We start from the raw sequence: 23,201 nt of genomic DNA, 5'->3' as shown, positions 1-23,201 counted from the left end.
GTCCGGGGTAAAGCCCCGAAACCCCTAAGACGCTCGGTCCCGTATCAGTCGAGTCTGACGGAAGGACGGACAAGGGAGTCGACCCAGTCCGAGAAGCAGGACATCAGGCCACGCGTCAGACCGTACAGTTCGATCTGATGCTGACGATAGAGCGCCAGATGCCCCAGACGGGCGGACAGACCGTGGAAAATGCCGCCGCCAAACACCGTGCCACCCGGCAGCGTGCCCCAGCCGTTATAATTGCCGAGAGCGACAATCGCGCCCTTGTTGTTGAACACACAGGACGGGATCTCACGTCCGTCGCGCAGCCATGCCGGGAGATGACGCGCCAGATGATGCGCCTGCTGCCGGGCAACCTGCGCGGTCGGGGGCAGGGGATCGTTCACGATGTAGCTGCAATCGCCCATCGCGAAGATCGCCGGATCATCAATGGTCTGCAGATTGGGGTTGATCTGGATCTGGCCGGAACGGCTGAGCGAGAGACCACCAAAGCCGGTGGTCACTTCCGGAGCTTTTACGCCAGCTGCCCAGACGCGGAGGGTGGCGGGCACATGGCTGCCGTCTTTCAGGCTGAAACCGCTTTCATCGGCACCGGACACCATCGCTGAAGTACGGACTTTTACGCCGATGCGCTCCAGCTCTTTCTGGGCCGCCTCGGAAACGGCTTCCGGGAAGGCCGGCAGAATACGGGGACCAGCTTCCAGCAGCGTGATGTTCAGGGAAGGAGGTGTCTGGGAGAAACTGTGCAGGCCGACCAGTTCCAGCGCCTTGTGCAGTTCTGCGGCAAGCTGGGTTCCCGTGGCGCCACCGCCCACAATGGCGATATCGAGTGCGCCGTCGCCCGCATAGGCACGGAGCAGCTCCATGCGAAACTTCTCGTTGAATCCGTTGGCTTCGACCAGATTGTCGATGAACAGACAGTGCTCGGCAACACCGGGGGTGCCGAAATCATTGGCGCAACTGCCGATGGACAGGATCAGGGCGTCATATTCGACGGTGCGGCCTTCCAGAACAATGGCGCCGTCTGAACTGTGCAGTGGACCAAGGACAGCCTCGCGCTTGTCCCGATCAACACCGATTACCTCGCCGGGCCAGAATTCGAAGTGATGCTCGCTGGCCTGCGCCATGAAGCTGATGCGGTCATTCTCGTTCTGGGCCGTGCCTGCCGCGAAGCAATGCAGCATCGGCTTCCAGACGTGAGAGAAACTTTTGTCGATCAGGGTGATCCGCGCCTGCCCCTGTTTGCCAATCGAATTGCCCAGACGGGTTGCCAGCGCCAGACCAGCGACGCCACCGCCAACGATCAGGATTTCGGATTTCTTACTCATGACTCTTTCCTGTACTCGCTGTGGAACGTCGGATAAAGGGGATAGGTGTGGGGAAGCGCACAGGCGCGCTTCCCCACTGTTGTATCAGAAGAAACCAAGCTTCTTCTCGGAGTAGCTGGTGAGAATGTTCTTCGTCTGCTGATAATGTTCAAGAACCATCTTGTGTGTTTCACGTCCGATGCCGGACTTTTTATAACCGCCGAACGCAGCGCCCGCCGGATACACATGATAGCAGTTCACCCAGACGCGACCGGCCTCAAGGCCTTTTGCGGTGCGGTGGCAGATGTTGCCGTTACGCGACCAGACGCCTGAACCCAGACCGAATTCGGTGTCGTTGGCGATGGCGAGAGCCTCGGCTTCGTCCTTGAAGGTCGTGACAGCCAGAACCGGGCCAAAGATTTCCTCGCGGAAAATGCGCATGTTTCTGTCGCCACGGAACACGGTCGGCTCGACATAGAAGCCGTCCTTGAAGGCGTTGCCCAGATCAGGCTTGGCGCCGCCGGCCAGAAGCTGGGCCTTGTCCTCGTTGCGTCCGATGTCGATGTATTCCAGAATCTTGTTCTGCTGCATCAGGGAGTTCTGGGCGCCCATCATCGTGTTGGGATCAAGAGGATTGCCCTGCTTGATGGCCTTCACGCGGGGGATGACGCGCTCGATGAACTTCTCGTAGATGGATTCCTGAACCAGCGCGCGGCTCGGGCAGGAGCAGATCTGACCCTGATTGAGCGCGAACAGCGTGAAGCCTTCCAGCGCCTTGTCGAGATAGTCATCGTCATGATCCATGACGTCGGCGAAGAAGATGTTCGGTGACTTGCCACCCAGTTCCAGCGTGGCCGGGATCAGGTTTTCAGCCGCAGCGTGCGCGATCATCTTGCCGGTCGGCGTGGAGCCGGTGAAAGCGATCTTGGCGATACGGGTGCTGTTGGACAGCGCAGCGCCGACATCACGGCCCAGACCGTTGACGATGTTCAGCGTTCCCGGCGGGAACAGGTCACCAATGATCTCCATCAGCACCAGCATGCTGGCCGGTGTCGTCTCGGCAGGCTTCATGACGACGCAGTTGCCTGCGGCCAGAGCCGGTGCCAGCTTCCATGAACCCATCAGCAGCGGGAAGTTCCAGGGAATGATCTGACCGACCACACCAAGAGGCTCGTGGAAGTGATAGGCGACCGTATCTTCATTGATATCGGTGATGCCGCCTTCCTGAGCGCGGATGCAGCCTGCGAAATAACGGAAATGATCGATCGCCAGCGGGATGTCGGCGTTCATCGTTTCACGGATCGGCTTGCCGTTATCCCAAGTCTCGGCGCGCGCCAGAAGCTCCAGATTGGCCTCCATGCGATCGGCGGCCTTGAGAAGGATGTTGGAGCGGTCGGTGATGGATGTGCGGGCCCAACCCTTGAACGCCTTGTGGGCGGCATCCAGAGCCAGCTCGACATCTTCAGCCGTGGACTGCGGCACTTCGCACAGCGTGCGTCCGTCCACCGGCGAGATGTTCTTCATGTATTCGCCCTTTACGGGCGCTTTCCACTCACCGCCGATATAATTGCCGTAGCGGGATTTGAAAGGGGGTTCCTGGTTAACCGACATGGGTAACTCCGTATGTCTGGTGTGCTGCCCGAGAGAAAGGCGGCAGAAATGCAATCAGGACTGGATTGGTCTTGATAACTGTATACCGAGATATATGGACGAAGAGTGTGCGGCAACGTGTGGAGTGGTAACATAACTGTGATGTGTGGCACTGAGTGTCATTATGGTGATAAAAAATAATATTATATATCAATATGTTGTAAGGATAATTTTCGAACGAAAGAAAAATTTTTGACACGATGTCATATCGGTCGTCTTTCGGGTGAAAGACGAGTCCTGGTTCTTCCAAGTCGCTGGAAAATGCCTGTTTGAAGGAAGACAGATCGGGTGCCGGATCGTCCGGTTCGAGGTTTTGGAACACACGACGCGCCATTGCCCGGACAGGGGGCGAGACACCTATTCCGTGTCGCTCCCACACGTGTCATTCTGCTTCCGTTATCTTTTGCGGGAGCGACGCACATGGACACAGTCTCCGCCACCCAGTCTGCAGGTCTGCCGCGACACTGCACCTTTGATGCCCCCGACTGGACGATCCTGGCCGCCTGCTGGCATCCCGTGGCGCTTGCACGCGAACTGACCCACAGCGCGCCGCTCGGCGTGACGCTGCTGGATGCGCCGCTGGTTCTTTATCGGAGCGGAGACAGCATTGTCGTCGCCGACGATCTCTGTCCCCATCGCGGCGTGCCGCTCAGCATGGGAACATGCAAGGGCGATCTGCTCGCCTGCGCCTATCATGGCTTTGAGTTCGGAGCCGAGGGGCGGTGTGTGCATGTGCCAGCCCACCCTGACAGCGGTATTCCCAAAAAGCTGAATCTGCGCACCTATCCGGCGGTGGAGCGCTATGGGCTGATCTGGACCTGTCTGCGTCCGGATGGGAGCGGACCCAAGATTGCCGACATGCCCCACTGGGACGATCCGACCTATCAGCAGATTACCTGCCCGTGGATCGATATTGCCGGGTTCGCCGGACGGCAGGTGGAAGGTTTCATCGATGTCGCGCACTTTGCTTTCGTGCACACGGCGACATTCGCGGACCCTGAGAATCCGGTTGTTCCCAGCTACATGCCCAAAAGAACATCATACGGTTTTGAGGCGGAATATCGGAGTTCCGTCGCCAACTATCCGCATGAAATAGAGAATTCCGCACCGGAGGGATTTGAATGGCTACGTCATTTCCGTGTGCATGTACCGTTTACGGCCACTCTGGAAATCCATTTTCCGAATGATGAGCGACTGGTCATCATGAACGCGGCCTCTCCGGTGTCGGCGCGCATGACGCGGATGTTTGCGCCGATCTGCCGAAATTTCGATACGAACGGTGATGTCGAGGGCGTGTATGAGTTCAATCGCCGGGTATTTGAGGAGGATCGTGCGCTGGTAGAGGCGCAGAAACCCGAAAATCTGCCTCTCGACCCGACACTGGAAGCGCACGTCATGGCGGATCGAAGTTCGATTGCCTATCGCCGGGCGCTAAGGGATATCGGGCTGAGTCACTTCTTCACAGCGTGAGGAAGGACTTTTTGTTGTTAAAATAGGCTCTGATGAGAGGGACCCACGGGGCAAAGCCCCGTAAAACGGTCCCGATTTTGATGGGCAAGCCAGTTCTGATTGCCGACCATACCTGCGTCCGGAATCGTCATTTCTTCTTGCGGTCCAGCATGCGGGTGATGGAGCGTTGTACGGAAAGACGCTCCCCCACATCAAGACTGCGATAAAGACGCAAAAGATCAATCTCATCAATCGTCAGTTGTACGACTGCTTCCTGAGTGGCCATGCCGGTCAGGAAGACCTCGACCGGCACCTGAAACAGCTCGGCGAGACGCGGAAGATACTCCCTCACGCGTCCGTCCCGGTCCGTTTCCCAGTGCGCGATGGCGCTGCGTGAAAGCCGCAGGGCGGCAGCGACTTCCACCTGGGTCATTCCGGCGTAGTGCCGTAACGCCCTGATCCGCTGGCCTAAAGTCTCCTGGCTGCCCAACCGCGCGCCGAGGGCTGAAGGCGACTTTGTCATTGCTCCAATTATCCCGAAAAAGCGCCAGAATTACGCGCCTGCCCAGATAAACTCACATATATGCAGAGAGTTCCGGACAGGAGCAGATCAGATTGCGATCGCCGTATGCGTTGTCAATGCGACCCACCGGCGGCCAGTATTTCGTTGCAGGCGCAACGCCCGCCGGGAAGCATCCTTCCGCCCGATCGTAAGACCGATCCCATTCCGTTACGGCCAGATCACGCGCTGTATGCGGTGCATGACGCAAAGCAGAGGCTTCAACGGCAATCGTGCCTTTCTCGATCTGCCGGATTTCCTCGCGGATCGTCAGCATCGCATCGCAGAAACGGTCCAGTTCGTGTTTGCCTTCCGATTCCGTCGGCTCAATCATGAATGTGCCGGGAACCGGAAAACTCACGGTTGGCGCATGGAAGCCGAAATCCACCAGACGCTTGGCGATATCGTCCACCGTCACGCCCGTAGTATCCTTGATCGGACGCAGATCGACGATGCACTCATGGGCCACACGTCCGTTCACACCGCGATACAGGATCGGGTAGGCGTCAGAAAGACGCGCCACAATGTAGTTCGAGTTTAGGATGGCGAGAGTCGTTGCGCGCGCCAGTCCCTCGTCGCCCATCAGACGGATATAGGCCCACGAGATCGGCAGGATCGAAGCCGAACCGAATGGCGCAGCCGATACGGCCAGACCTTCGCCCAGTTCCGGGTGTCCCGGCAGGAACGGTGCGAGATGGGAGCGCACGCCGATTGGCCCCATGCCCGGACCACCGCCGCCATGCGGAATGCAGAAGGTCTTGTGCAGATTGAAGTGACTGACATCCGCGCCGTATTTGCCCGGCTGCGAAAGGCCGACTTGCGCGTTCATGTTCGCGCCGTCGAGATAGACCTGACCGCCCGCCTCATGCACCAGCGCGCAGATATCGCGCACGGACTCTTCAAACACGCCGTGTGTGGAAGGGTAGGTGATCATGATCGCCGCCAGCGTGTCGGCGTGCTGCGCGATCTTCGCTTTCAGATCGTCCATATCGACGTTGCCATCATCATCGCATTTCACGACGACGACCTTCATGCCCGCCATCTGCGCGGAAGCTGGATTGGTGCCGTGGGCGGAGGCCGGGATCAGGCAGACGTCGCGCTGTTCCTGACCACGCGCACGATGATAGCCGCGAATGGCCAGCAGTCCGGCATATTCGCCCTGTGCGCCGGAATTCGGCTGAAGCGAAACGGCATCATAACCGCTGACCGCGCAGAGCCATGACTCAAGATCACGGAACAGTTCGGTGTAACCTTCCGTCTGGTCGGCAGGCGCGAAGGGATGCAGATCGCAGAAACCGGGCCATGTAATCGGCGTCATCTCGACCGTGGCGTTCAGCTTCATCGTGCAGGAGCCAAGCGGTATCATCGTGCGGTCCAGCGCCAGATCCTTGTCGGCGAGGCGACGCAGATAACGCAGCATGTCCGTCTCGGAACGGTAGGACGAGAAGACTGCCTGCTGTAGAAACGGCTTTTCACGGCACAGGTCGTCGGGAATGTCAGAGGACAATCCCGGTGCCGGGTCAGCCGCCGCAGCAAGGGCTTCTGTCGGGCAATCCGGATCAAAGCAGCGCCAGACAGCCTCAATCACTTCTGGCGTGGTGGTCTCGTCAAGGGAGAGACCGATCACACCCTCTCCCACGCGCCGGAAGTTCATGCCCGCAGCAACGGCACGCTGGTGAATTTCTTCGGTCTTTTCAGCAGCAACGCGAACAGTGAGTGTGTCGAACACGGCTGTCGTCGCCACATCCACACCGAGCGCACGCAGGCCGGAGGCCAGAGCCGTTGTCAGTCCGGCCACCCGTTCCGCGATAGCTTTCAGGCCTTCCGGACCATGATAGACAGCATACATGGCGGCGATATTGGCAAGCAGAACCTGCGCCGTGCAGATATTGGACGTCGCCTTTTCGCGACGGATATGCTGCTCGCGGGTCTGGAGCGCCAGACGATAGGCAGGCTGTCCTGCGGCATCCACCGATACGCCGACCAGACGGCCGGGCATGCTGCGTTTGTAGGCGTCACGCACCGCCATGTAGGCCGCATGCGGGCCGCCAAAGCCCATCGGCACACCGAAGCGCTGCATGGAACCAATGGCGATATCCGCTCCGAGTTCACCGGGAGATTTCAGAAGGGTGAGCGCCAGCGGGTCGGCGGCGATGACGGCAATTCCGCCTGCATCGTGCAGGGCTGCGATGGCCTCACTCGGATCGCGCACCGCACCGGACGTGCCGGGATAGGAAAACAGAGCACCGAAAACAGCGGATGCATCCAGATCACGCTCGGGATTGCCAACAAGAATTTCGAAACCGAACGGCTCTGCACGGGTCCGCAGAACGGACAATATCTGCGGATGCGTGTCGGCATCGACAAAGAAGACGTTGGCCCTGCTCTTCGCCACGCGCTTGGCCAGCGCCATGGCTTCCGCCGCCGCCGTCGCTTCATCCAGCAAAGAGGCGTTGGCGATGTCGAGTCCGGTCAGTTCCGTCACCAGCGTCTGGAAATTCAGCAGCGCTTCCAGACGACCCTGACTGATTTCCGGCTGATACGGCGTATAGGCCGTGTACCACGCAGGGTTTTCCAGAATGTTGCGCTGGATGACACCGGGAAGCACCGTGCCGTAATAACCCTGACCGATCAGGGAGGTCATGACCCTGTTGCGACCGGCGATCTCGCGCAGACGCGCCAGCACTTCGACTTCCGACCAGCCTCGACCGATCCCCATTGGTTCTTTCGAACGGATGGAGGCTGGTACCGTTTCCTCACGCAGCGCTTCTTCGCTGGAGACGCCGACGGCCTCCAGCATGGCCGTGATTTCGGCTTCGCGTGGGCCGATATGACGGGAGGCAAAAGCGTCGGAAGGCGGCAGAAGGCTGGACCAGGATGGCACGGATCGTCCCCGTATCAGAAAGAAGGTTTCAGAACTTGAAAGGCCGAAAAAAGCCAGTATCAGCCGATCAGCTTGGCATAGGCGTCGGCGTCCATCAGGTCGGCAAGCTGAGCCTTGTTTGTCAGCGTCATCTTCAGCATCCAGCCATTGCCTTCAGGATCGCTGCTGATCAGCTCAGGATTGTTCGCGAGATCCGGGTTACCCTCGATGATCACGCCATCGACTGGTGCGTAAACATCGGACGCCGCCTTGACGGATTCCACAACGGCAACGGAGTCACCCTGCTGCAGATCGTTGGCCGAGACATTCAGCTCGAAGAATACGATTTCACCCAGTTCACTGGCGGCATGTTTTGTAATGCCGACAACCGCGACATCGCCTTCAACGCGCAGCCACTCGTGTTCTTTTGTAAAGTAAAGCGTCATCCCACCCTCTCCACGTTCTCTGAGCGTTCATTGCTTCAGAGAGGAAAACCTGTTTGCACGTCAGGATGAAATCCTGTGTTGCGCGATCAGTCTCAGCGTTTGAAACCGGCCGGAACAAACGGCATCGCGGCAACCGTCACCGGAATGCGACGTCCACGCAGTTCGGCAAAAACCTTTGTTCCCACCGGTGCAAAAGCTGTTTCGACATAGCCCATGGCGACAGGAGCCTGTAGCGTCGGGCCGAAGGCGCCGGACGTGACCACGCCAATCGGGGAACCGCCTTCGCTTTCCGCGAACAGTTCGGCACCATGCCGCACAGGCGCGCGGCCTTCGGCCAGCAGTCCGACCCGTCGACGACTGGCACCCTGTTCAAGCTGCGCCAGAATCAGGTCGGCACCGGGGAAACTACCAGCGCGTGCGCCACCATTTCGGCGGGCTTTCTGGATCGCCCATTCGAGCGCGCCTTCCACGGGCGATGTCGTCTCGTCGAGGTCGGAGCCGTAGAGGCAGAGACCGCCTTCAAGTCGCAGGCTGTCGCGCGCGCCAAGACCGATCGGTTTCACTTCCGGCTGGGCCAGCAGACTTCTTGCAATCTGTTCGGCCTTGTCAGCCGGAACGCTGATCTCAAACCCATCTTCGCCCGTGTAGCCAGAACGTGTGACGATCGCCTCAACGCCATCCAGAGTAACCGTCTTCGCATCCATGAATTTCATGGTCGTCACGGCTGGCGCAATTCTTGCCAGAGCGGTTTCAGCTTCCGGTCCCTGTAACGCCAGAAGGGCACGGTCTTCCAGCGGTTCCACCGTGCAGTCGGAGGACAGTTCGCGCTTCATCAGGGCAATGTCTTGGGCCTTGCAGGCCGCGTTGACGACAACGAGGAACCATGTGCCCATGTTGACGATCATCAGATCGTCAAGGATTCCGCCTGCATCGTTAGTCAGAAAACCATAGCGCTGACGTCCGGCTTTCAGACCCAGAACATCGACGGGCACGATCCGCTCCAGCGCAAGCGACACGCGGTTCATGTCGCCGTCGATGGGATGGAGCGCGACCTGTCCCATGTGCGAAACATCGAACAGTCCGGCGTGTGCGCGGGTGTGCTGGTGCTCGGCCATGATGCCATCGGCATACTGCAACGGCATGGCGTAACCGGCGAATGGCACCATTCTGGCGCCATATTCTTCATGCAAGGAAAAAAGAGGTGTCTGCAGAAGCAGTTCGCTCATGGGAGCACCTTGGAGACACGGAAGAAAACTGCTGCATATGACATAAGAACGCTCCCACTTCCGGATCGACCGGTTCAGTCCAGCGCCCCTTCTGTCCGTTTGCCTGAGATCGCTATCCCGTCGGCGGGCGCTCGAAACGCCACTCTCCAGAATGTCCAGTCACAGGGTCCTTCTGCCTGAGAGTTTCCAGGGCGGTTGCTCCTTCGGCGCCGGTTCAGGACCGGTCTCTCCCTCTGTGATAGTTGATCATCTCGCATTCCGGTCTGTCGCTGTCAAACAAATCCTGACGCTTGGACAACAGTCATGGAGGTGCGGAAGAAATCACAGGCTGGATACGGTTTTCGGGTGATCCGTTTGAAGGCTGCGGCAGCTTGGGGAGGTCAGGCTGGCAGGATCATCCAGAATGGGGCATCGGGCGGTAACGCGTGTTTGAAAATGTAGTGTCTACGAAAATATATTATCCTGTTTTGTAAATCATTCTGGCCGGTTATGTGACGCCTTCAAAGTGTCACGAAAATAAAAGCAGAATTTCCTTGCGTGGAAAGAATAAACGCCTTATCCACCGCGCTTCTTGGCCCAAGGGGGCAATTTTGCCCAACAGGCCGTCTACTGGTTTTGGGGTACGTCATGAACGCACTTGCTCAACTGGGGATGGTCTCGGAACTCCCGAGCAATAACCAGACTGTCGCTATCGCTGAGTCCTGTGAGGACGAGCGCAAGGATTACTTCGTCGAACGCGACGGCGAAAAATTTGCAGGCACGCATCTGCTTGTGGATCTGTGGGAGGCTGTAAACCTCGACGATCCGGCAAAGATCGATGCTACGCTGTGTGAAGCTGCTGTGGCAGCCGGGGCGACAATCCTGCACAGTCATTTCCACCATTTTTCTCCGAATGGTGGTGTATCGGGTGTGGTGGTACTGGCAGAAAGCCATATCTCCATCCACACATGGCCGGAACGCAATTTTGCGGCTGTGGACATCTTTATGTGTGGCGATTGCGATCCGCATCTGTCCATTCCCGTGATGCAGCGGCTGTTTCAGGCTGGACGCGTGCTGGTTGACGAGCAGCGTCGCGGTCGCGTCTCGGTCTGATCGCTTTCCCGTAATAAATCATAGTCCCAGCTTTTATGATGCTCCGCTCAGGGCGTTGGTCCTGAGCGGTTATGGCTGTGGCTATCATGACTCTATGGAGGCTGCATGTCTGAGCAGTGGCTGAACGAAGGGCTGTACGACAGCTGGGGACAGAGATTCCGGGTTCGCAAGGAACTCGCTCGTGTCAAAAGTCCTTTTCAGGACATTGTCGTGTTCGAGAGCGATTCCCATGGTCGCGTGCTCATGCTCGACGGCGTGGTGCAGATCACGGAAGCGGATGAGTTCGTCTATCAGGAAATGCTGACGCATGTTCCCTTGTTCACGCATCCCGATCCGCGTCGGGTGCTGATCATCGGTGCGGGCGATGGCGGTGTTCTGCGGCGTGTGCTGGAGCACAAGGCTGTGGAAAAGGCCGTCATGGTGGAAATTGACGGCGCGGTTATCGAGCTGTCCAAGCAGCATCTGCCGAAGATCGCTGGTGACGCATGGAATGACGCCCGTGCGGACGTGATTGTCGGTGACGGCATCGCCTATGTGGCCGAGGCGCCGGATGCTTCGTTTGATGTCATCATCGTCGACAGCACAGACCCGATTGGGGTGGGCGAAGTCCTCTTCACGGATTCCTTCTACGAACACTGCGCCCGTATTCTTGGACCGGACGGTCTGATTGTGAATCAGTGTGGTGTGCCGTTCATGCAGGCGGATGAACTGCATGAGACGAGTCTTCGTCGGGCGAAATTCTTCCCGCAGGTGTCTGCTTACGTTGCGGCTGTGCCGACCTATGTCGGTGGGTTCATGACGCTGGGGATCGCCTCAAAGGGCTCGGATCCGACGCAGCAGGATGTGACAGCAGTAAAGGCGCGAGCCGAGCAGTCTGGCGTTCTGGGCAATACACAGTATTGGACCCCTGAAATTCACGTGGGTTCCTTCAATCTGCCACCTTATATTGCAAAGCATCTTCCCTCCGGGAACTGATGCTTGCGTCGATTGTTACAGGCAGGTCATTCCGTATTCAGGGGTGACCTGCTTTCTTTGTTTTTACAATAAAATTTCGGGGCATGCCGCTCCTGCGTGCAGACGCGTTACGAATCGTAACGGCTGTTAGGCGGAGGTTGCAGGCGACTCGCTGCGGAGATGAAAACGGCAGTCTACCGCGGCCTGTGAGCGCTGTTCCTTCTAAAACATGAGGCGATCGGTGGTTCGAGGCGGGTAGGCGCTTCTGAAATATTCTCAAAGCAAAAAAACATCTGACGTCATTTGGTGTGGAGAGAGGAGGAATGACGGAGAGGGGAAAGCAGCCTTATCCGGCAAACGAAGTGCCGGGGCTTTTGGTCGTAAAAAGCAGTGTTTGGAAAAGGGATATAGCTCGGAGATTTTTTGATATGTATTGATTGTATTTAAGGTGAATTTTAATCGTATTTTGGTATATATGTTTTTCCCTGTAAATGAATAATACAGTCGATCTTAACTATTTTTATTCTTTTTGTTTTGTTATTTATTTTTATTTACTGTATATATATTTATTTATATTCAAAAATATACCTTTCTGAATTTGGTGAATGGTTGGTAGGTCTTGTTTGTCACGCTTTTTTTTTGATTGACCCCGCTTCTTTTTTGTTGCCTGCCTGTCTTTCTTTTAATACAAGGGACACAGACAGAATATTGCCTACGTGAGTTGCTGCGACGGGTCATGTGGGTGCAACAAAGGAACTGACGTATGCCATTGATGACCGTTCAGGGTGCATCAGCTGGGGCGCATGTAGTCGTCACTGTTGATGGGGCTCTCACCGAGCAGCTTGCTAGCTTAGTCACAGATTTCAGCAACACACTTACCGGAGAAATCGGCGGGGTTGATGGTATCAATCTTGTTCCGGGTTCAACGGCTTTTAACGGAAATGGCGTGGGCTACGGCGTCGCTACGGTAGCGGGTTCCTACTCCGTGACCGGTGGCGTCGGCGCAATCGTCTTCGGTGGCGCTGTCGGATCGGGTGTTCCCAGCATTCATACGCAGATTGATGCGTCTGGTGTGACATCCAGCTTTGTCAGTGTCGAAGGCGGCACGACTGGTGGCGTTCAGTTTCAGGCTGGCAGCTCGGCAGGTCTTTTCGTGGCTGGCACGGGTAACAATGCCTTCACAGGTGACCAGCTCGCCAACGCTGGTAACTGGATGGTGTTTGCAGGTTCCGGTAACGACACCGTCATCGCCGGTGCAGGCCAGAACACGATCAATGCTGGAGCTGGTGACAACTTCGTCAACGTCAGCAACGGCACCAACACCGTCTATTCCTATGGTCACGACACCATTTTTGGTGGCAATTGCGCCAGCAACCAGACTGTCTCGCTTTACGGCGGCAGCTCCTTCGTGACGGTTGGCAAGGACTCCTACGTCGAGAATGTCGCCGGTGCAGGCAGCAACAACGCTATCACGGTTGGCGGCGGTTCCACCGTGGTCGGCGGCACCGATGACACGATCTCGCTGAATGGTGGTGTTTCCACTGTCATGACGGGTGTGGGTGATACGATCTCCGCTAGTGGTGACGCGTGGGTTCAGTATGCCGTTGACGCGAATGTCAGTGTTGCCGGTTCCCTGACTTTTGTCGGCGGTTATGGCACGAGCACGATTACAGCAGGGCAGAGCACGATCTTTGGTGCCGACTCGATGAATGTCATCGTGAATGGTACGGGTTCGGGCGAAACACTCTTCTCGGGTGGTACGGGTAACGAAACCCTAAATGCTGCTGGTTCGACCAATGGCGTTCATGCCTTTGGTAATAATGTAGACACAACGGGCACGCAGGTGTTTATCGGTGGCACAGGCGCCGATACCCTTGTTGCTGGTGTTGGCGATGCGACCATGACCGGTGGTTCCGGCGCAGCGAACATCTTTGCTTTCCGCGATGGTATCGCTGGCGGTAATTACGTTATCACTGACTTCAACTCTGCTGTCGGTAATACCGTTGCTCTGTATCAGTACTCTAATTCTGAGTTGCAGAATGCTCTGGCAGACCAGACAAATCAGAATGGTTCTACGACCCTTAAGCTGGACGATGGCACCACCATCCTGTTCCAGAATGTTACCAGCCTGAATTCGGGCGATTTCCAGATCTGGTAATTTCCGGATTTTTGGAAGTGAAGCCGGGCCCGAAAGGGTCCGGTTTTTTTTTTTGTTCAATGCATTGGGTGTTTCTGATGAGAGAATTTGCTTCTCCTGAAACGGTATGATGTGTGAGAACAGACATAATGCACCGCATATGAGAAGCGGTATAAAGTGTTAAAGTTACCAGTGATTGTTTGATCTTCTTACGAGAAAGCGACCGAATTATCGTGACTGAAAAGCAGCCTCAGGAAATTCTCGAAAAACGTCTTCGCCATGTCGAGGCGTTGCTTGAATGCTATAAAGGGGCAGCTTTTCTCCATAGTGTAAGAGCTGATGTAAGTGCAGAGGATGCCGCACGTGTGCGTCATCTTCTCTTTTCGTGGAATAAAAGCCCTATTTCCCGTGTTGGACGCGCTCTTCGTGGCGGATGGTTGCTTGTGCACGGACAGACCGTTAACGGGCGTTCCCTGAAAGGGACAGTACAAAGAGCGCAAGAAATTGTGGAAAAGGATGGCGTAAAGAGTCTTTGCCTGCGTGTAGGAAAACGTCTGGATTCGCGATTGCGGCAGCGTTTAGTGGTGAAGAAAAAGCCTGGTAAAAACAGGAAGACGTCACCAGAAAAAGTGGAAAAGGTATCGAATCCTTATAGACAGGCAGTGCCTTCCGCGCGTGCTCTTGGGCTTACCCCTAAAATACTTATCGTGGCTGAGCTCAGCATCCCACAGTGCGCAAAGTATCGAGTGTGGCAAAGAAAAGAAGAGCTGGAATTACTTGGGTGGGAAGTCGAGGTCGTAAACTGGCATGATCCGCAAAGCGCCTTATCCGCCATGCAGACAAGCTGGGAAGTCATTTTTTATCGCACTCCAGCTGTTTCTGTTATTAAAACACTGATTGAGGAAGCAAAACGCTTTGGTATTGAGCCCTGGTGGGAAGTCGATGATCTGATCTTTGATCTCGAGCTTTATGGTCAGAACAGTAATCTGCTCTCTCTCAGTAAAGCAGAACAGGAAGGTCTGCTTGAAGGGGCGCAACTGTATCGCGAGTGCCTGCAACTTTGTGGGCGAGGCATTGCTTCCACTCGTGTTCTTGGCGAAATCATGCTGCGCGCTGGCGTCAAGGATGTCTGTGTCATTGAGAATGCGCTGGATGGTGAAACCCTGCGAATTGCGGACCAGCTTTTGAGCAATGAGAAAGCTCCACGGAAAAACGATGATATCGTCATTGTTTACGGATCGGGAACGCGTACGCACGATCAGGATTTTCTCGAATGTGCAGAAGGGTTGGCTGCCGCCATGGATGCAGAGCCTCGGTTGGTTCTGCGGATTATTGGTGAACTCACCTTGCCGGATGATTTTCAGAGATTTGGTGCCCGCATGGAATATCTGGAAGGGCGTGATTATGCGGGATATATGGCTGTTCTTGCTGGAGCAGATATAGCCATTGCACCTCTCGAGCCGTCAATTTTCAACGATGCCAAAAGCAATATAAAATTTTTGGAAGCGGCTATTTTGCAAGTCCCGGCGGTCTGTTCGCCCTGCGACACTTTCCTTGGTGTGGTCGAGGACAATCAGAACGGTTTTCTTGCAAAGGATAAAACGGGCTGGCACGACACGCTTCTAGCGCTGGCGCACGATGAAGCTCTCCGCGAACGTATCGGGCAGCAGGCGCGATTGGATGTGCTGGAGCATTACCGGCCTGAAGCCATAGCGCGGAAGCAGGTTGCCACGCAGTTTCCGGCACCTGAGCGGGATAAAACGGATCGACTGCGTGTCATGGCAGTCAATATATTCTTTACACCACGATCTTTTGGTGGCGCTACTCTTGTTGCTGAGGAAATGGCGACACATTTGTCAGCACTTGAAACTGATGTTGCCATATTTACCTCCTACGAACCGATTCCCGCGCTGTTTTCTTCTTCTCTTCGCTATGAAATAGAAGGAGTGCCTGTCGTCGGATCCCCGCTTTCTACGCATATCGACCCGATTTCTGGGCTCGATAATCCTCGCTGTACTGCCCAGTTTATTTCATGGGTAAAAGCATTCCGGCCTGATGTCGTGCATTTTCATTCGATACAGGGGCTGGGACTGGGGATGTTGCAGGCCTGTCTGGAAGAAGGCGTGCCGTTTGTGGTGACGCTTCATGACGCTTGGTGGTTGTGTGAACGACAGTTCATGGTCAAGCCGAATGGACGTTATTGTTTCCAGCGTCACATCGACCTCAATGTGTGTCGATCCTGTCTGCCGGGTGCCATGCATCTCAAGGTGCGTCAGGACATGATGCTCTCGATACTGAAGGAAGCCTCACTGCTTCTGGCGCCGAGCGAGTCCCATCGCGCCCTTTACCTGGCCAACGGTTTTGATCCCGAACAGGTGAAGGTGAATAGAAACGGTTTCAGTTGGCCAAAGGTGCCGCATAAGCCTCATCAATCCAAAACGCCGATCAGGTTCGGTTTTGTGGGTGGGCAGGAAGCGGTGAAAGGTTTTCCATTGGTTCGAGAGGTGTTCGAAGAACTGGAGAGCGCCGACTGGGAACTGGTTCTGATCGACAACACGCTTAATCTCGGTTTTGCGTCGATGGATGTTTCTGGCTGGAAGGTGAAAGGCAAGATCACCATTCAGCCAGCCTACGGCGATGCAACACGTGACGCCTTCTTTAATTCCATTGATGTGCTGCTGTTCCCCTCACAGTGGATGGAAAGTTATGGCCTGACTGTGCGTGAAGCCCTTGCGCGTGACGTCTGGGTCATTTCCACTGCCCCCGGAGGTCAGGCGGAGGATATTGTTGATGGGGTCAATGGCAACCTCATTCCTCTGGATGGCCGACCGGAGCCCTTGAAAACAGCGGTAGAGGGAATTCTGGCGCGGCCCGAAATGTTGGACTCCTATGTGAATCCCATGAAAGACTCTCTTCCGAATTTTAGGGGGCAGGCAGAAGAGCTGAAGCAATATCTTCAGTCTGTAGTCCAATAGGAGCGGGTCTTCTGATTTAGTCTGCCCTGAAACCATCGATGATGAGAGGTGGATTTACTCTCCGTTGAGGGGTGCCCCATTACTCTCGGGTCATGCTTGATCTCGCAGAATTCTCCAATGATCCCTTGCTTGCCCGCGAAACCCTGCTTGCCCGACTGAAAGTTGTGGGAACGGCAGGGGAGCGGGCGCAACTCCACTATCGTTTATGGGAAATGTGCCTGGTTTGTGGTGATGAGGCTGCCGCCCTGGATCACCTCAATACTGCAATGCATCTCGACCCGATCCAACAGCCGGACAGACCTGATGTAGGCACTGAGCGACGGATTATTGTCATGAATGTGCCGGGGACATTTCAGGCCAACGCGCCGCTCGCCATGCTGCTCGATGACAGCACTGCTCTCTACACGATGTGGGTTTCAGGCGAGCCGGACAGAAGGGAAGAGCTTGCCGAAAGAATAAGAAATCTTCAGCCAGATGTGGTTGTTCTTGCGATGGGGGAGGACGCCCGTCGGACGACAGCAATTCTTGAAGCGGAAGCGATTGGTAAGGCTTCAGGCGTTCCTGTTCTGAATGGAGGAGGGCGCATCATGGATATGGCGCGCTCAACGGTTCCGGATATTCTGGCTGATATCCCCGGACTCCTAGTGCCATCTTGTACCGTGGTGTGTGCTCCCTTTAACAATCTTCCGGATTTCCCCCTGCTGGTAAGGCCGGTTTCTTCCCATGCAGGAAATAGTCTCGCGCGTATTGATAATCGTGCTGCGTTTGATCGCTATGTCCATGAAACAGGTGCGTCTGGCTATTATTACGCGACACAGTTCTATGATTATGTAAGCAAAGATGGACTCTACAGAAAATACAGAGTCGTTTTTGTAGATGGTGTGCCATATCCCGTTCATCTGGCTATCCACGATGACTGGGCCATCTGGTATTATAATGCGAAGATGGAGAACTTTCCCGAGAGGAGGGCGGAAGAAGCGCGGTTCATGCAGGATATGGCGGCAGTTTTTCCATCTCGGGTTATGGAGGCGCTTTATAGGATTCCCCCGCGTATAGGGCTGGATTACTTCGGTCTGGATTTTGGTATTTTACAAGATGAAACGCTGGTTGTGTTTGAAGTAGAGACCGCCATGATTGTGCATGATCGCGATCCAGACGATGTCTTTCCATATAAAAGCGCATGTATTGCGCGGATCAGACAGGCTTTTGAGCGCATGATCGACAGGCATGCGTCTGCGAGAAAATCTCTGCAAAAAGATCCTGTGTGCAGCGTTTCCTGACCGGTTAAGTGGTTCTTCCTGTCATCTGTTCGACAAGGTTATAGAATAGGCGACCTTTTAGATTGATGTGTGGTCGATTAGGTCGAGGCGGATTCTGTTTCAGGTAATCCTCGATCCAGCATGTCTGAAAAGTGCTTTGTTCTGGCAAGGCGTCTTTCCAGTGCCTGACTGAGGCAAGTCGAGAGATATTATCCCGCAGTAATTCGGTTTTTATGAACGGAACCGCTTCTGTCCGTAAGAGCTGACGCCAGCGCAAATGCATCGCATTGGTCTTTTTTATTGATCTGGACAGGATGCTTTGTCTATCGCTCCAGACAGCTTTTGTCTGCAGGTTCTCTGTCTGACAGGCGACGGCCAGCCCCAGTTCACCGTGCCAGATCAGTTCTTCGCGTGTCATCGGCGTGAAATCCTGAAGAAAGACACGCTGTATGGCTGGTGCGTGAAAGCTGTGATGCTCAAAACATATAAACCAGGACTGAAGATGAGGCAGAACATCAAGGGATTCCACAATGCCCCAGACTTCGGCCTCTTTTTGTTCCATGCGGGCAAAAAGCTTTGATAGTGATGAAAATGGGCCAAAGACACTGTCGTTCGCCAGTAGAATCCGGGAGGCCTGTTCTGCACACCCCCACAGAATCAGGTCTTTCCATGCACCGAAATCATGACCCAGGTTTGGTCGCGTCCAAGGTGTTATTGTGGTGTTCTCGCAGAAATCCAATGTATCAGCCGGAATCTCCTCGCAGCCGGATAGAGCGAGGTGAACCGTGAGTCCACAACGGGTCAATTCGGATAAGTAATAAGCGGTATGAGGGGGGATATGCCCTGTCGGCGCGTGGGCGGCAAAGAGGCAGATGGCGTCAGGCACGAATTTGATCCTCATACGAAAATGGCCGTCCGGTGTGTCTGATATCCGTTGTAAATCGTGACGTTCAAGCTACGCGATGAGCTTTTCTTTCGATTTTTTATGGTGAGTTGGCGTTTTTCGGTATTTTTTTCTGGTTTCTTTAAAATGTCCACGCTAATAACCGCGTTATTGGCCAGTGGTGCTTTATGGACAGCAGTGATCCATGCCGCTGGTCTTGGTAAGCATCCTAGGAGCGTGAGTGGTCCATGAGTAAAGCTTTTATTGCTGCGGTCATCCAGGATTCGATCAATTGCACAGGGGTGGCCGCAAATAAGGCTGCGGCTGATCTTATGGATGCAATTGTGAAGGAACTGAAGCGGGACGGTGGTTTCACACTTCCGTCCTTCGGTACTTTTACGGTCAAGAAGACCAAGGCCCGCAAGGCCCTGAACCCCCGCACCGGTGAGCCGGTCAAGGTGAAGGCCGGAAAGACAGTGCGGTTCAAGGCAAGTCCGAACCTGAAGAAAGCTGTCTGAAGAAGGGTTGGTATGGCGGACTTATAGAGCCGTCATACCGCTTTCTGGCTGGGGTGGGAGGGATCGAACCTCCGCATGGCGGAATCAAAATCCGCTGCCTTACCGCTTGGCTACACCCCAGAAGCAGTTCGTGGAGATGTTCTAATCTGGCTCCACGCCTGCGTAAAGAGTGATTTTGTCTTATTTCCCGTCCTGAAAATCATTGAAACTGGCATCGCTGGCTTCAGACGTCAGGAGGTTTGACGTTTCGTCACCTTCAGTCTCGGACTTCAGGCTGACTGCATTGCGGAAAAGCCCCATCCTCTCGGCACGATCAAGACCCGACTCAAGCGCGATCATCGTCAGGCCGAGATCTTCGCTTTCATCTTTTTCCCATGAGCGAAGCGCATAGGTCCACAAGGCAACAACGCCCTGAACCCGCAGAGCGCCTTCAATGCCGCTGGTCTGTATGCCTGCTGCGCCAGCAATCCAGCGCATGCTGTCCACCGTGGCCCCACCCAGAATGACCGTGACCAGAGGATCGAAGGGCAGGGTCTTAAGGACAGAGAGCACGCCAGCACGATATTGCTGGAAAACATCGAAACGCCGCATCATCAGGTCGAAGAGCGTTTCCCGCGAGGTTCCGAGCGAACCATCGTCGATCAGGGCAGAACGATCCGCCAGCTTGCCCAGCAGCAGTAGCACAGACGTCTTGAACGGATAACGGCAACGGACCTCGCCCACATCCAGACCTGCATGCCGGGCGATCTCGGGCATTGATATGTTGCTCCAACCCTTGCTCGCGGCGAGAGACATCGCCGCTTCAAGCAGGGTGGAGTCGAACTGGTCGTCTTCTTCTTCCATAGGCATGGGAAAGGCTCTTGATTTCGGAGAGGTTCAGGAAGCGAGCTCGCGCGCACGCCGGGCGGCGGCTGCGACGGCTTCAGGGATGGCGGATGGCCAGTTTGCTGGCGCGTTGAGCACGGCGAGCGCCGCAGCAGTGGTGCCGCCGGGGCTGGTCACGCGACGGCGGAGTTCGGCGGCGGCTTCCGGGCTGTGATCGAGCAGGGCACCAGCGCCGGAGACAGTCTTGCGAGCCAGTATGCGAGCGACATCTGCTGGCAGGCCCAGTTCGACAGCGGCTTCCTCCAGCAATTCGGCCAGCAGGAAGACATAGGCGGGCCCACTACCGGAAATGGCTGTGACCGCGTTGATCTGGTCTTCTTCGGAAACCCAGACCGTTGCGCCGACAGCTGAAAGCAGTCGGTCACAGAGTTTTTCCTGACGGTCCGTAACGCCCGGAGCCCTGTAAAGCCCGGTCATGCCGTGTCCGATGGAGCAGGGCGTGTTGGGCATGGCCCGCACAATGGCAGGAGTTGCTTCCGGCGCCTTGCTGCGAAGGCATTCCGCGATTGATCCCGCGGTCAGACCGGCCATCACGGACACAAAGACAGCTCGCGCCGCGATGTCGGGGCGTAGTGTTGCGAGTTCTTCCATGACCGGGACGGCTTTCTGCGGCTTGACCGCGAGAATGACTGCCTCGGGCATGAAATTTTCAGGGATTTTCGACAGTTCCCGTACCACGGTGTGCGGTCCGGTCACAGCATCACGGTGCCGGTCCATGATGACGGAAGGGGCGAGTCCCTTGCCGATCCAGGCTTCGAGAAGAGCCCCTCCCATCTGGCCGCATCCGACTAGAAGGAGGGGTGGGAGAGGCTCTGTCATCAGGCTTCGCCCATACAGTCGAGCATGGCGGCTTCCAGCGCTTCGGCTGGAGCCTTGCCACCCCAGAGCACGAACTGGAAGGCTGGATAGAAACGCTCACATTCGGTGATGGCGATATCCACCATGTCTTCCAGACTCTCCATGGACGCGCCCGGAGCGCCACGCAGCAGAACGGCGTGGCGGAACATGGGCGTTCCACTTTCGACATCCAGCGCGAAGTGACCGATCCAGAGCCGCTCATTGGCCAAGGCGATCAGTTCGAAGAGAGCCTTGCGCTGCGGCTCTGGCACTTTCAGATCGAAGGTGCAGGTGAAATGCATGGCGCTGAGTTCGGCCGACCATGAAAAATACAGGCCGTAATCGCACCATTTGCCGGGTGCTTCGGCCGCCATCTCGGATGAATTGCGCCGGTCGAACGCCCATTCGTACCCACAGACGATCTGTTCCATCAGATCGATCGGGTTGGAGTTGGGAGTGGAGGTGGTCATCGTCAGAGCGGGCATGCTGGCCTCCCAAGCCAAGAAACGCTTCCCCGTTACGGGGTGGTTTCGTCTGCGAATCAATGGCGAGCGGTCACCCGACTCGCCACACTGTTCAGCCTATGGACCCGTGCCGTTTCCGGCAAGATGAGCCGTGACTGTTTTTGTGACACTCCGACCTGTTATTTTCAGTTCGGAAAAGCAGCGCTGTCTCCGCTCCAGCCGGAACTCTGGTCATCATAACCGGTGCCGGATGGGGCTGTGCGGGCTTCCTCAAGATCAGCGACACGTTTTTCCAGGGCGGCAATGCGCTGTTCGGCCTCTTCTCCGGCCATACGGGCGTTGGCGGCGAGTTCCTTGACGACTTCAAATTCCTCGCGGCGTACGACCTGTAACTGGCCGAGGACTTCATCAACGCGCGAACGGACCAGCGCGTTGATCTCTTCCTTCACGCCGGCAAAGGCAGAGATCGCGCCGCCGGCAACGCCAGCAAGGTCATCAAAAATACGCGGTCTGTCAGCCATTCCGGTGCTCCTCGGTGTGGCAGGGCTGTTCGAGCCAGCCCTGTTGTGAAGTTTTACTTATAAGCGTTGAAAGACGATTAATCCAACCCACGCCCTCTGTCCTCTGTGCGCGCTCATCGTTATAAGGCTGAATTCATGATTATCGTCACCGGCGGTGCCGGATTCATCGGATCGTGTCTGGTCGCGGCGCTCTGCGCACGCGGGCTGGATGTCGTGGTTGTCGATCGTCTCCGGGATGGAGAGAAGTGGCGCAACCTGCGCAGCCATATTCCTGTCCGCATCGTCGCACCTGAAGATATTGAGACGCTCCTGAATGACGATACCGTCAAGGTCGAAGCCGTCTTTCATATGGGAGCGATCAGCACGACAACAGCGCGCGACGGGGACCTCGTCTGGCGCACCAACGTCTCCCTCTCCCAGCGGCTCTGGGCATGGTGCGCTTTGCAGGGTGTGCGGTTCTTCTACGCATCATCCGCAGCGACCTATGGCGCGGCCGATCAACTCTCGCTGTTCTCAGATGATCCGGCTCTGCTCTCCACGCTCGCACCACTCAATCTGTATGGCTGGTCGAAGCAGGCGTTCGATCTGAATGTGATGCGGTCTCTGGATCAGGGCATCGCCCACCCGCCACAATGGGCCGGTCTGAAATTCTTCAACGTCTACGGCCCGAACGAGTATCACAAGGGCAATATGATCTCGGTTGTGAAGGTGAAGTACGACGAGGTGCGGCAGGGGCGTCCGGCCCGGCTGTTCCGTTCGGATCGTGCCGACATTGCCGATGGACAGCAGAAGCGCGATTTCATCTGGGTCGGTGACGTCGTGAAGGTCATGCTCTGGCTGTATGACAATCCGACCGTCAATGGCCTCTTCAATTGCGGGACGGGCGAGGCCCGCACCTACCTTGATCTGGCCAATGCTGTCTGTGACGCTGCAGGCGTGAAGCGGGCCATCGAGTATATCGACATGCCGGACAGCCTGCGCGGGCAATATCAGTCGTTTACGCAGGCGGATATGTCCCGATTGCGCGCCGCTGGTTATACGGCGTCCTTCACCAGTCTTGAGGACGGCATCCATCAATATGTCCGGGATTACCTCTCGAAGGTCGATCCCTACCTCTGACTTTTTCTCCGTCACGTTGAGGGCCCGTGCAGGGCTGTATTTCAGGAAAGTTCCCGC

Annotated in this window: 19 protein-coding genes, 1 tRNA gene and 1 riboswitch; of the genes, 8 read left to right on the top strand and 12 right to left on the bottom strand. The window is 56.0% G+C overall.

Features of this window, described 5'->3' with window-relative positions; translation table 11 throughout:
* Positions 1-44: 44 nt before the first annotated feature.
* Together B3759_RS11435 and B3759_RS11430 are read right to left on the bottom strand one after the other, a co-directional pair.
* Positions 45-1,328, bottom strand: a complete 1,284-nt coding sequence (locus B3759_RS11435) for an NAD(P)/FAD-dependent oxidoreductase (RefSeq protein WP_291366031.1) — start codon at positions 1,326-1,328, stop codon at positions 45-47.
* An 84-nt stretch (positions 1,329-1,412) separates the two neighbouring features.
* A complete protein-coding gene (locus B3759_RS11430; protein WP_291366030.1) occupies positions 1,413-2,918 on the bottom strand; it encodes an aldehyde dehydrogenase family protein in 1,506 nt (501 codons plus the stop codon).
* 459 nt (positions 2,919-3,377) lie between these two features.
* Here B3759_RS11430 and B3759_RS11425 point away from each other — a divergent pair, with 459 nt between their 5' ends.
* Entirely contained in the window at positions 3,378-4,427 is a 1,050-nt protein-coding gene (locus B3759_RS11425) for an aromatic ring-hydroxylating oxygenase subunit alpha (RefSeq protein WP_291366029.1), read from the top strand.
* Between the two features lie 127 nt (positions 4,428-4,554).
* Here B3759_RS11425 and B3759_RS11420 read toward each other — a convergent pair whose 3' ends face one another.
* The 4 genes from B3759_RS11420 to gcvT all read right to left on the bottom strand — a co-directional run bounded on the left by B3759_RS11420 (position 4,555) and on the right by gcvT (position 9,500).
* Positions 4,555-4,929, bottom strand: coding sequence for a helix-turn-helix transcriptional regulator (locus tag B3759_RS11420; RefSeq protein ID WP_081470965.1), 375 nt, complete (start codon positions 4,927-4,929; stop codon positions 4,555-4,557).
* 52 nt (positions 4,930-4,981) lie between these two features.
* Entirely contained in the window at positions 4,982-7,849 is a 2,868-nt protein-coding gene (gene gcvP / locus B3759_RS11415) for an aminomethyl-transferring glycine dehydrogenase (protein WP_349679299.1), read from the bottom strand.
* 59 nt (positions 7,850-7,908) lie between these two features.
* Positions 7,909-8,274, bottom strand: coding sequence for a glycine cleavage system protein GcvH (gcvH, locus tag B3759_RS11410; RefSeq protein WP_291366028.1), 366 nt, complete (start codon positions 8,272-8,274; stop codon positions 7,909-7,911).
* Positions 8,275-8,366: 92 nt separating this feature from the next.
* A complete protein-coding gene (gcvT, locus tag B3759_RS11405) occupies positions 8,367-9,500 on the bottom strand; it encodes a glycine cleavage system aminomethyltransferase GcvT (protein WP_291366027.1) in 1,134 nt (377 codons plus the stop codon).
* Between the two features lie 155 nt (positions 9,501-9,655).
* A riboswitch (glycine riboswitch) is annotated at positions 9,656-9,743 on the bottom strand.
* Positions 9,744-10,127: 384 nt separating this feature from the next.
* Between gcvT and speD the strand changes: the two genes are divergently transcribed.
* From speD to B3759_RS11380, 5 genes are all read left to right on the top strand, one after another.
* Entirely contained in the window at positions 10,128-10,592 is a 465-nt protein-coding gene (speD, locus tag B3759_RS11400; RefSeq protein ID WP_010667203.1) for an adenosylmethionine decarboxylase, read from the top strand.
* Positions 10,593-10,697: 105 nt separating this feature from the next.
* On the top strand, positions 10,698-11,567 hold the full coding sequence (gene speE / locus B3759_RS11395) for a polyamine aminopropyltransferase (protein ID WP_291366026.1): 870 nt from the start codon (positions 10,698-10,700) through the stop codon (positions 11,565-11,567).
* 742 nt (positions 11,568-12,309) lie between these two features.
* Positions 12,310-13,704: a calcium-binding protein gene (locus tag B3759_RS11390; RefSeq protein WP_291366025.1), complete on the top strand. Its 1,395-nt coding sequence runs from the start codon at positions 12,310-12,312 to the stop codon at positions 13,702-13,704.
* A 212-nt stretch (positions 13,705-13,916) separates the two neighbouring features.
* Positions 13,917-16,658, top strand: coding sequence for a glycosyltransferase (locus B3759_RS11385; RefSeq protein ID WP_291366024.1), 2,742 nt, complete (start codon positions 13,917-13,919; stop codon positions 16,656-16,658).
* Between the two features lie 71 nt (positions 16,659-16,729).
* Positions 16,730-17,938 carry an ATP-grasp domain-containing protein gene (locus tag B3759_RS11380; protein WP_291366023.1) on the top strand — a complete coding sequence of 403 codons (1,209 nt, stop codon included), beginning with the start codon at positions 16,730-16,732 and terminating at the stop codon, positions 17,936-17,938.
* Between the two features lie 4 nt (positions 17,939-17,942).
* Here the strand turns inward: B3759_RS11380 and B3759_RS11375 are convergent, their stop codons facing one another.
* Complete coding sequence (locus B3759_RS11375; protein WP_291366022.1) at positions 17,943-18,803, bottom strand: rhamnan synthesis F family protein; 861 nt, start codon at positions 18,801-18,803, stop codon at positions 17,943-17,945.
* A gap of 245 nt (positions 18,804-19,048) precedes the next feature.
* Here B3759_RS11375 and B3759_RS11370 point away from each other — a divergent pair, with 245 nt between their 5' ends.
* Entirely contained in the window at positions 19,049-19,318 is a 270-nt protein-coding gene (locus B3759_RS11370) for an HU family DNA-binding protein (protein ID WP_010666022.1), read from the top strand.
* Between the two features lie 45 nt (positions 19,319-19,363).
* On the opposite strand, the gene B3759_RS11365 is transcribed toward B3759_RS11370, so the two are convergent.
* The 5 genes from B3759_RS11365 to B3759_RS11345 form a co-directional block, all read right to left on the bottom strand.
* Positions 19,364-19,438: transfer RNA gene (locus B3759_RS11365), tRNA-Gln, on the bottom strand.
* A 60-nt stretch (positions 19,439-19,498) separates the two neighbouring features.
* The gene (locus B3759_RS11360) at positions 19,499-20,161 is read right to left on the bottom strand and encodes a TetR family transcriptional regulator (RefSeq protein ID WP_408736488.1); all 663 of its coding nucleotides are present in this window, start codon (positions 20,159-20,161) and stop codon (positions 19,499-19,501) included.
* A gap of 33 nt (positions 20,162-20,194) precedes the next feature.
* Positions 20,195-21,022, bottom strand: a complete 828-nt coding sequence (gene proC / locus B3759_RS11355; RefSeq protein WP_291366020.1) for a pyrroline-5-carboxylate reductase — start codon at positions 21,020-21,022, stop codon at positions 20,195-20,197.
* Complete coding sequence (locus tag B3759_RS11350) at positions 21,022-21,525, bottom strand: YbjN domain-containing protein (protein ID WP_010666019.1); 504 nt, start codon at positions 21,523-21,525, stop codon at positions 21,022-21,024. Before B3759_RS11350 ends, proC begins: the two co-directional genes overlap by 1 nt.
* 164 nt (positions 21,526-21,689) lie before the next feature.
* On the bottom strand, positions 21,690-22,025 hold the full coding sequence (locus B3759_RS11345; RefSeq protein ID WP_291366019.1) for an accessory factor UbiK family protein: 336 nt from the start codon (positions 22,023-22,025) through the stop codon (positions 21,690-21,692).
* Positions 22,026-22,160: 135 nt separating this feature from the next.
* On the opposite strand from B3759_RS11345, the gene rfaD reads away from it, so the two are divergent.
* On the top strand, positions 22,161-23,144 hold the full coding sequence (gene rfaD / locus B3759_RS11340; RefSeq protein ID WP_291366018.1) for an ADP-glyceromanno-heptose 6-epimerase: 984 nt from the start codon (positions 22,161-22,163) through the stop codon (positions 23,142-23,144).
* Positions 23,145-23,201 lie beyond the last annotated feature (57 nt).

This window comes from Acetobacter sp. UBA5411 (genome assembly GCF_002409645.1).
Classification (GTDB): Bacteria; Pseudomonadota; Alphaproteobacteria; order Acetobacterales; family Acetobacteraceae; genus Acetobacter.
This window is presented reverse-complemented; position numbering and strand designations above follow the sequence as displayed.

What these genes read in the sequence shown, in the direction of transcription:
- B3759_RS11390 (WP_291366025.1), top strand. Translation starts at nt 12,310, where the DNA reads ATGCCATTGATGACCGTTCAGGGTGCATCAGCTGGGGCGCATGTAGTC.
- gcvT (WP_291366027.1), bottom strand. Translation starts at nt 9,500, where the DNA reads ATGAGCGAACTGCTTCTGCAGACACCTCTTTTTTCCTTGCATGAAGAA.
- B3759_RS11345 (WP_291366019.1), bottom strand. Translation starts at nt 22,025, where the DNA reads ATGGCTGACAGACCGCGTATTTTTGATGACCTTGCTGGCGTTGCCGGC.
- B3759_RS11420 (WP_081470965.1), bottom strand. Translation starts at nt 4,929, where the DNA reads ATGACAAAGTCGCCTTCAGCCCTCGGCGCGCGGTTGGGCAGCCAGGAG.
- gcvH (WP_291366028.1), bottom strand. Translation starts at nt 8,274, where the DNA reads ATGACGCTTTACTTTACAAAAGAACACGAGTGGCTGCGCGTTGAAGGC.
- rfaD (WP_291366018.1), top strand. Translation starts at nt 22,161, where the DNA reads ATGATTATCGTCACCGGCGGTGCCGGATTCATCGGATCGTGTCTGGTC.
- B3759_RS11370 (WP_010666022.1), top strand. Translation starts at nt 19,049, where the DNA reads ATGAGTAAAGCTTTTATTGCTGCGGTCATCCAGGATTCGATCAATTGC.
- B3759_RS11425 (WP_291366029.1), top strand. Translation starts at nt 3,378, where the DNA reads ATGGACACAGTCTCCGCCACCCAGTCTGCAGGTCTGCCGCGACACTGC.
- speE (WP_291366026.1), top strand. Translation starts at nt 10,698, where the DNA reads ATGTCTGAGCAGTGGCTGAACGAAGGGCTGTACGACAGCTGGGGACAG.
- B3759_RS11430 (WP_291366030.1), bottom strand. Translation starts at nt 2,918, where the DNA reads ATGTCGGTTAACCAGGAACCCCCTTTCAAATCCCGCTACGGCAATTAT.
- proC (WP_291366020.1), bottom strand. Translation starts at nt 21,022, where the DNA reads ATGACAGAGCCTCTCCCACCCCTCCTTCTAGTCGGATGCGGCCAGATG.
- B3759_RS11435 (WP_291366031.1), bottom strand. Translation starts at nt 1,328, where the DNA reads ATGAGTAAGAAATCCGAAATCCTGATCGTTGGCGGTGGCGTCGCTGGT.
- B3759_RS11350 (WP_010666019.1), bottom strand. Translation starts at nt 21,525, where the DNA reads ATGCCCGCTCTGACGATGACCACCTCCACTCCCAACTCCAACCCGATC.
- speD (WP_010667203.1), top strand. Translation starts at nt 10,128, where the DNA reads ATGAACGCACTTGCTCAACTGGGGATGGTCTCGGAACTCCCGAGCAAT.
- B3759_RS11360 (WP_408736488.1), bottom strand. Translation starts at nt 20,161, where the DNA reads ATGGAAGAAGAAGACGACCAGTTCGACTCCACCCTGCTTGAAGCGGCG.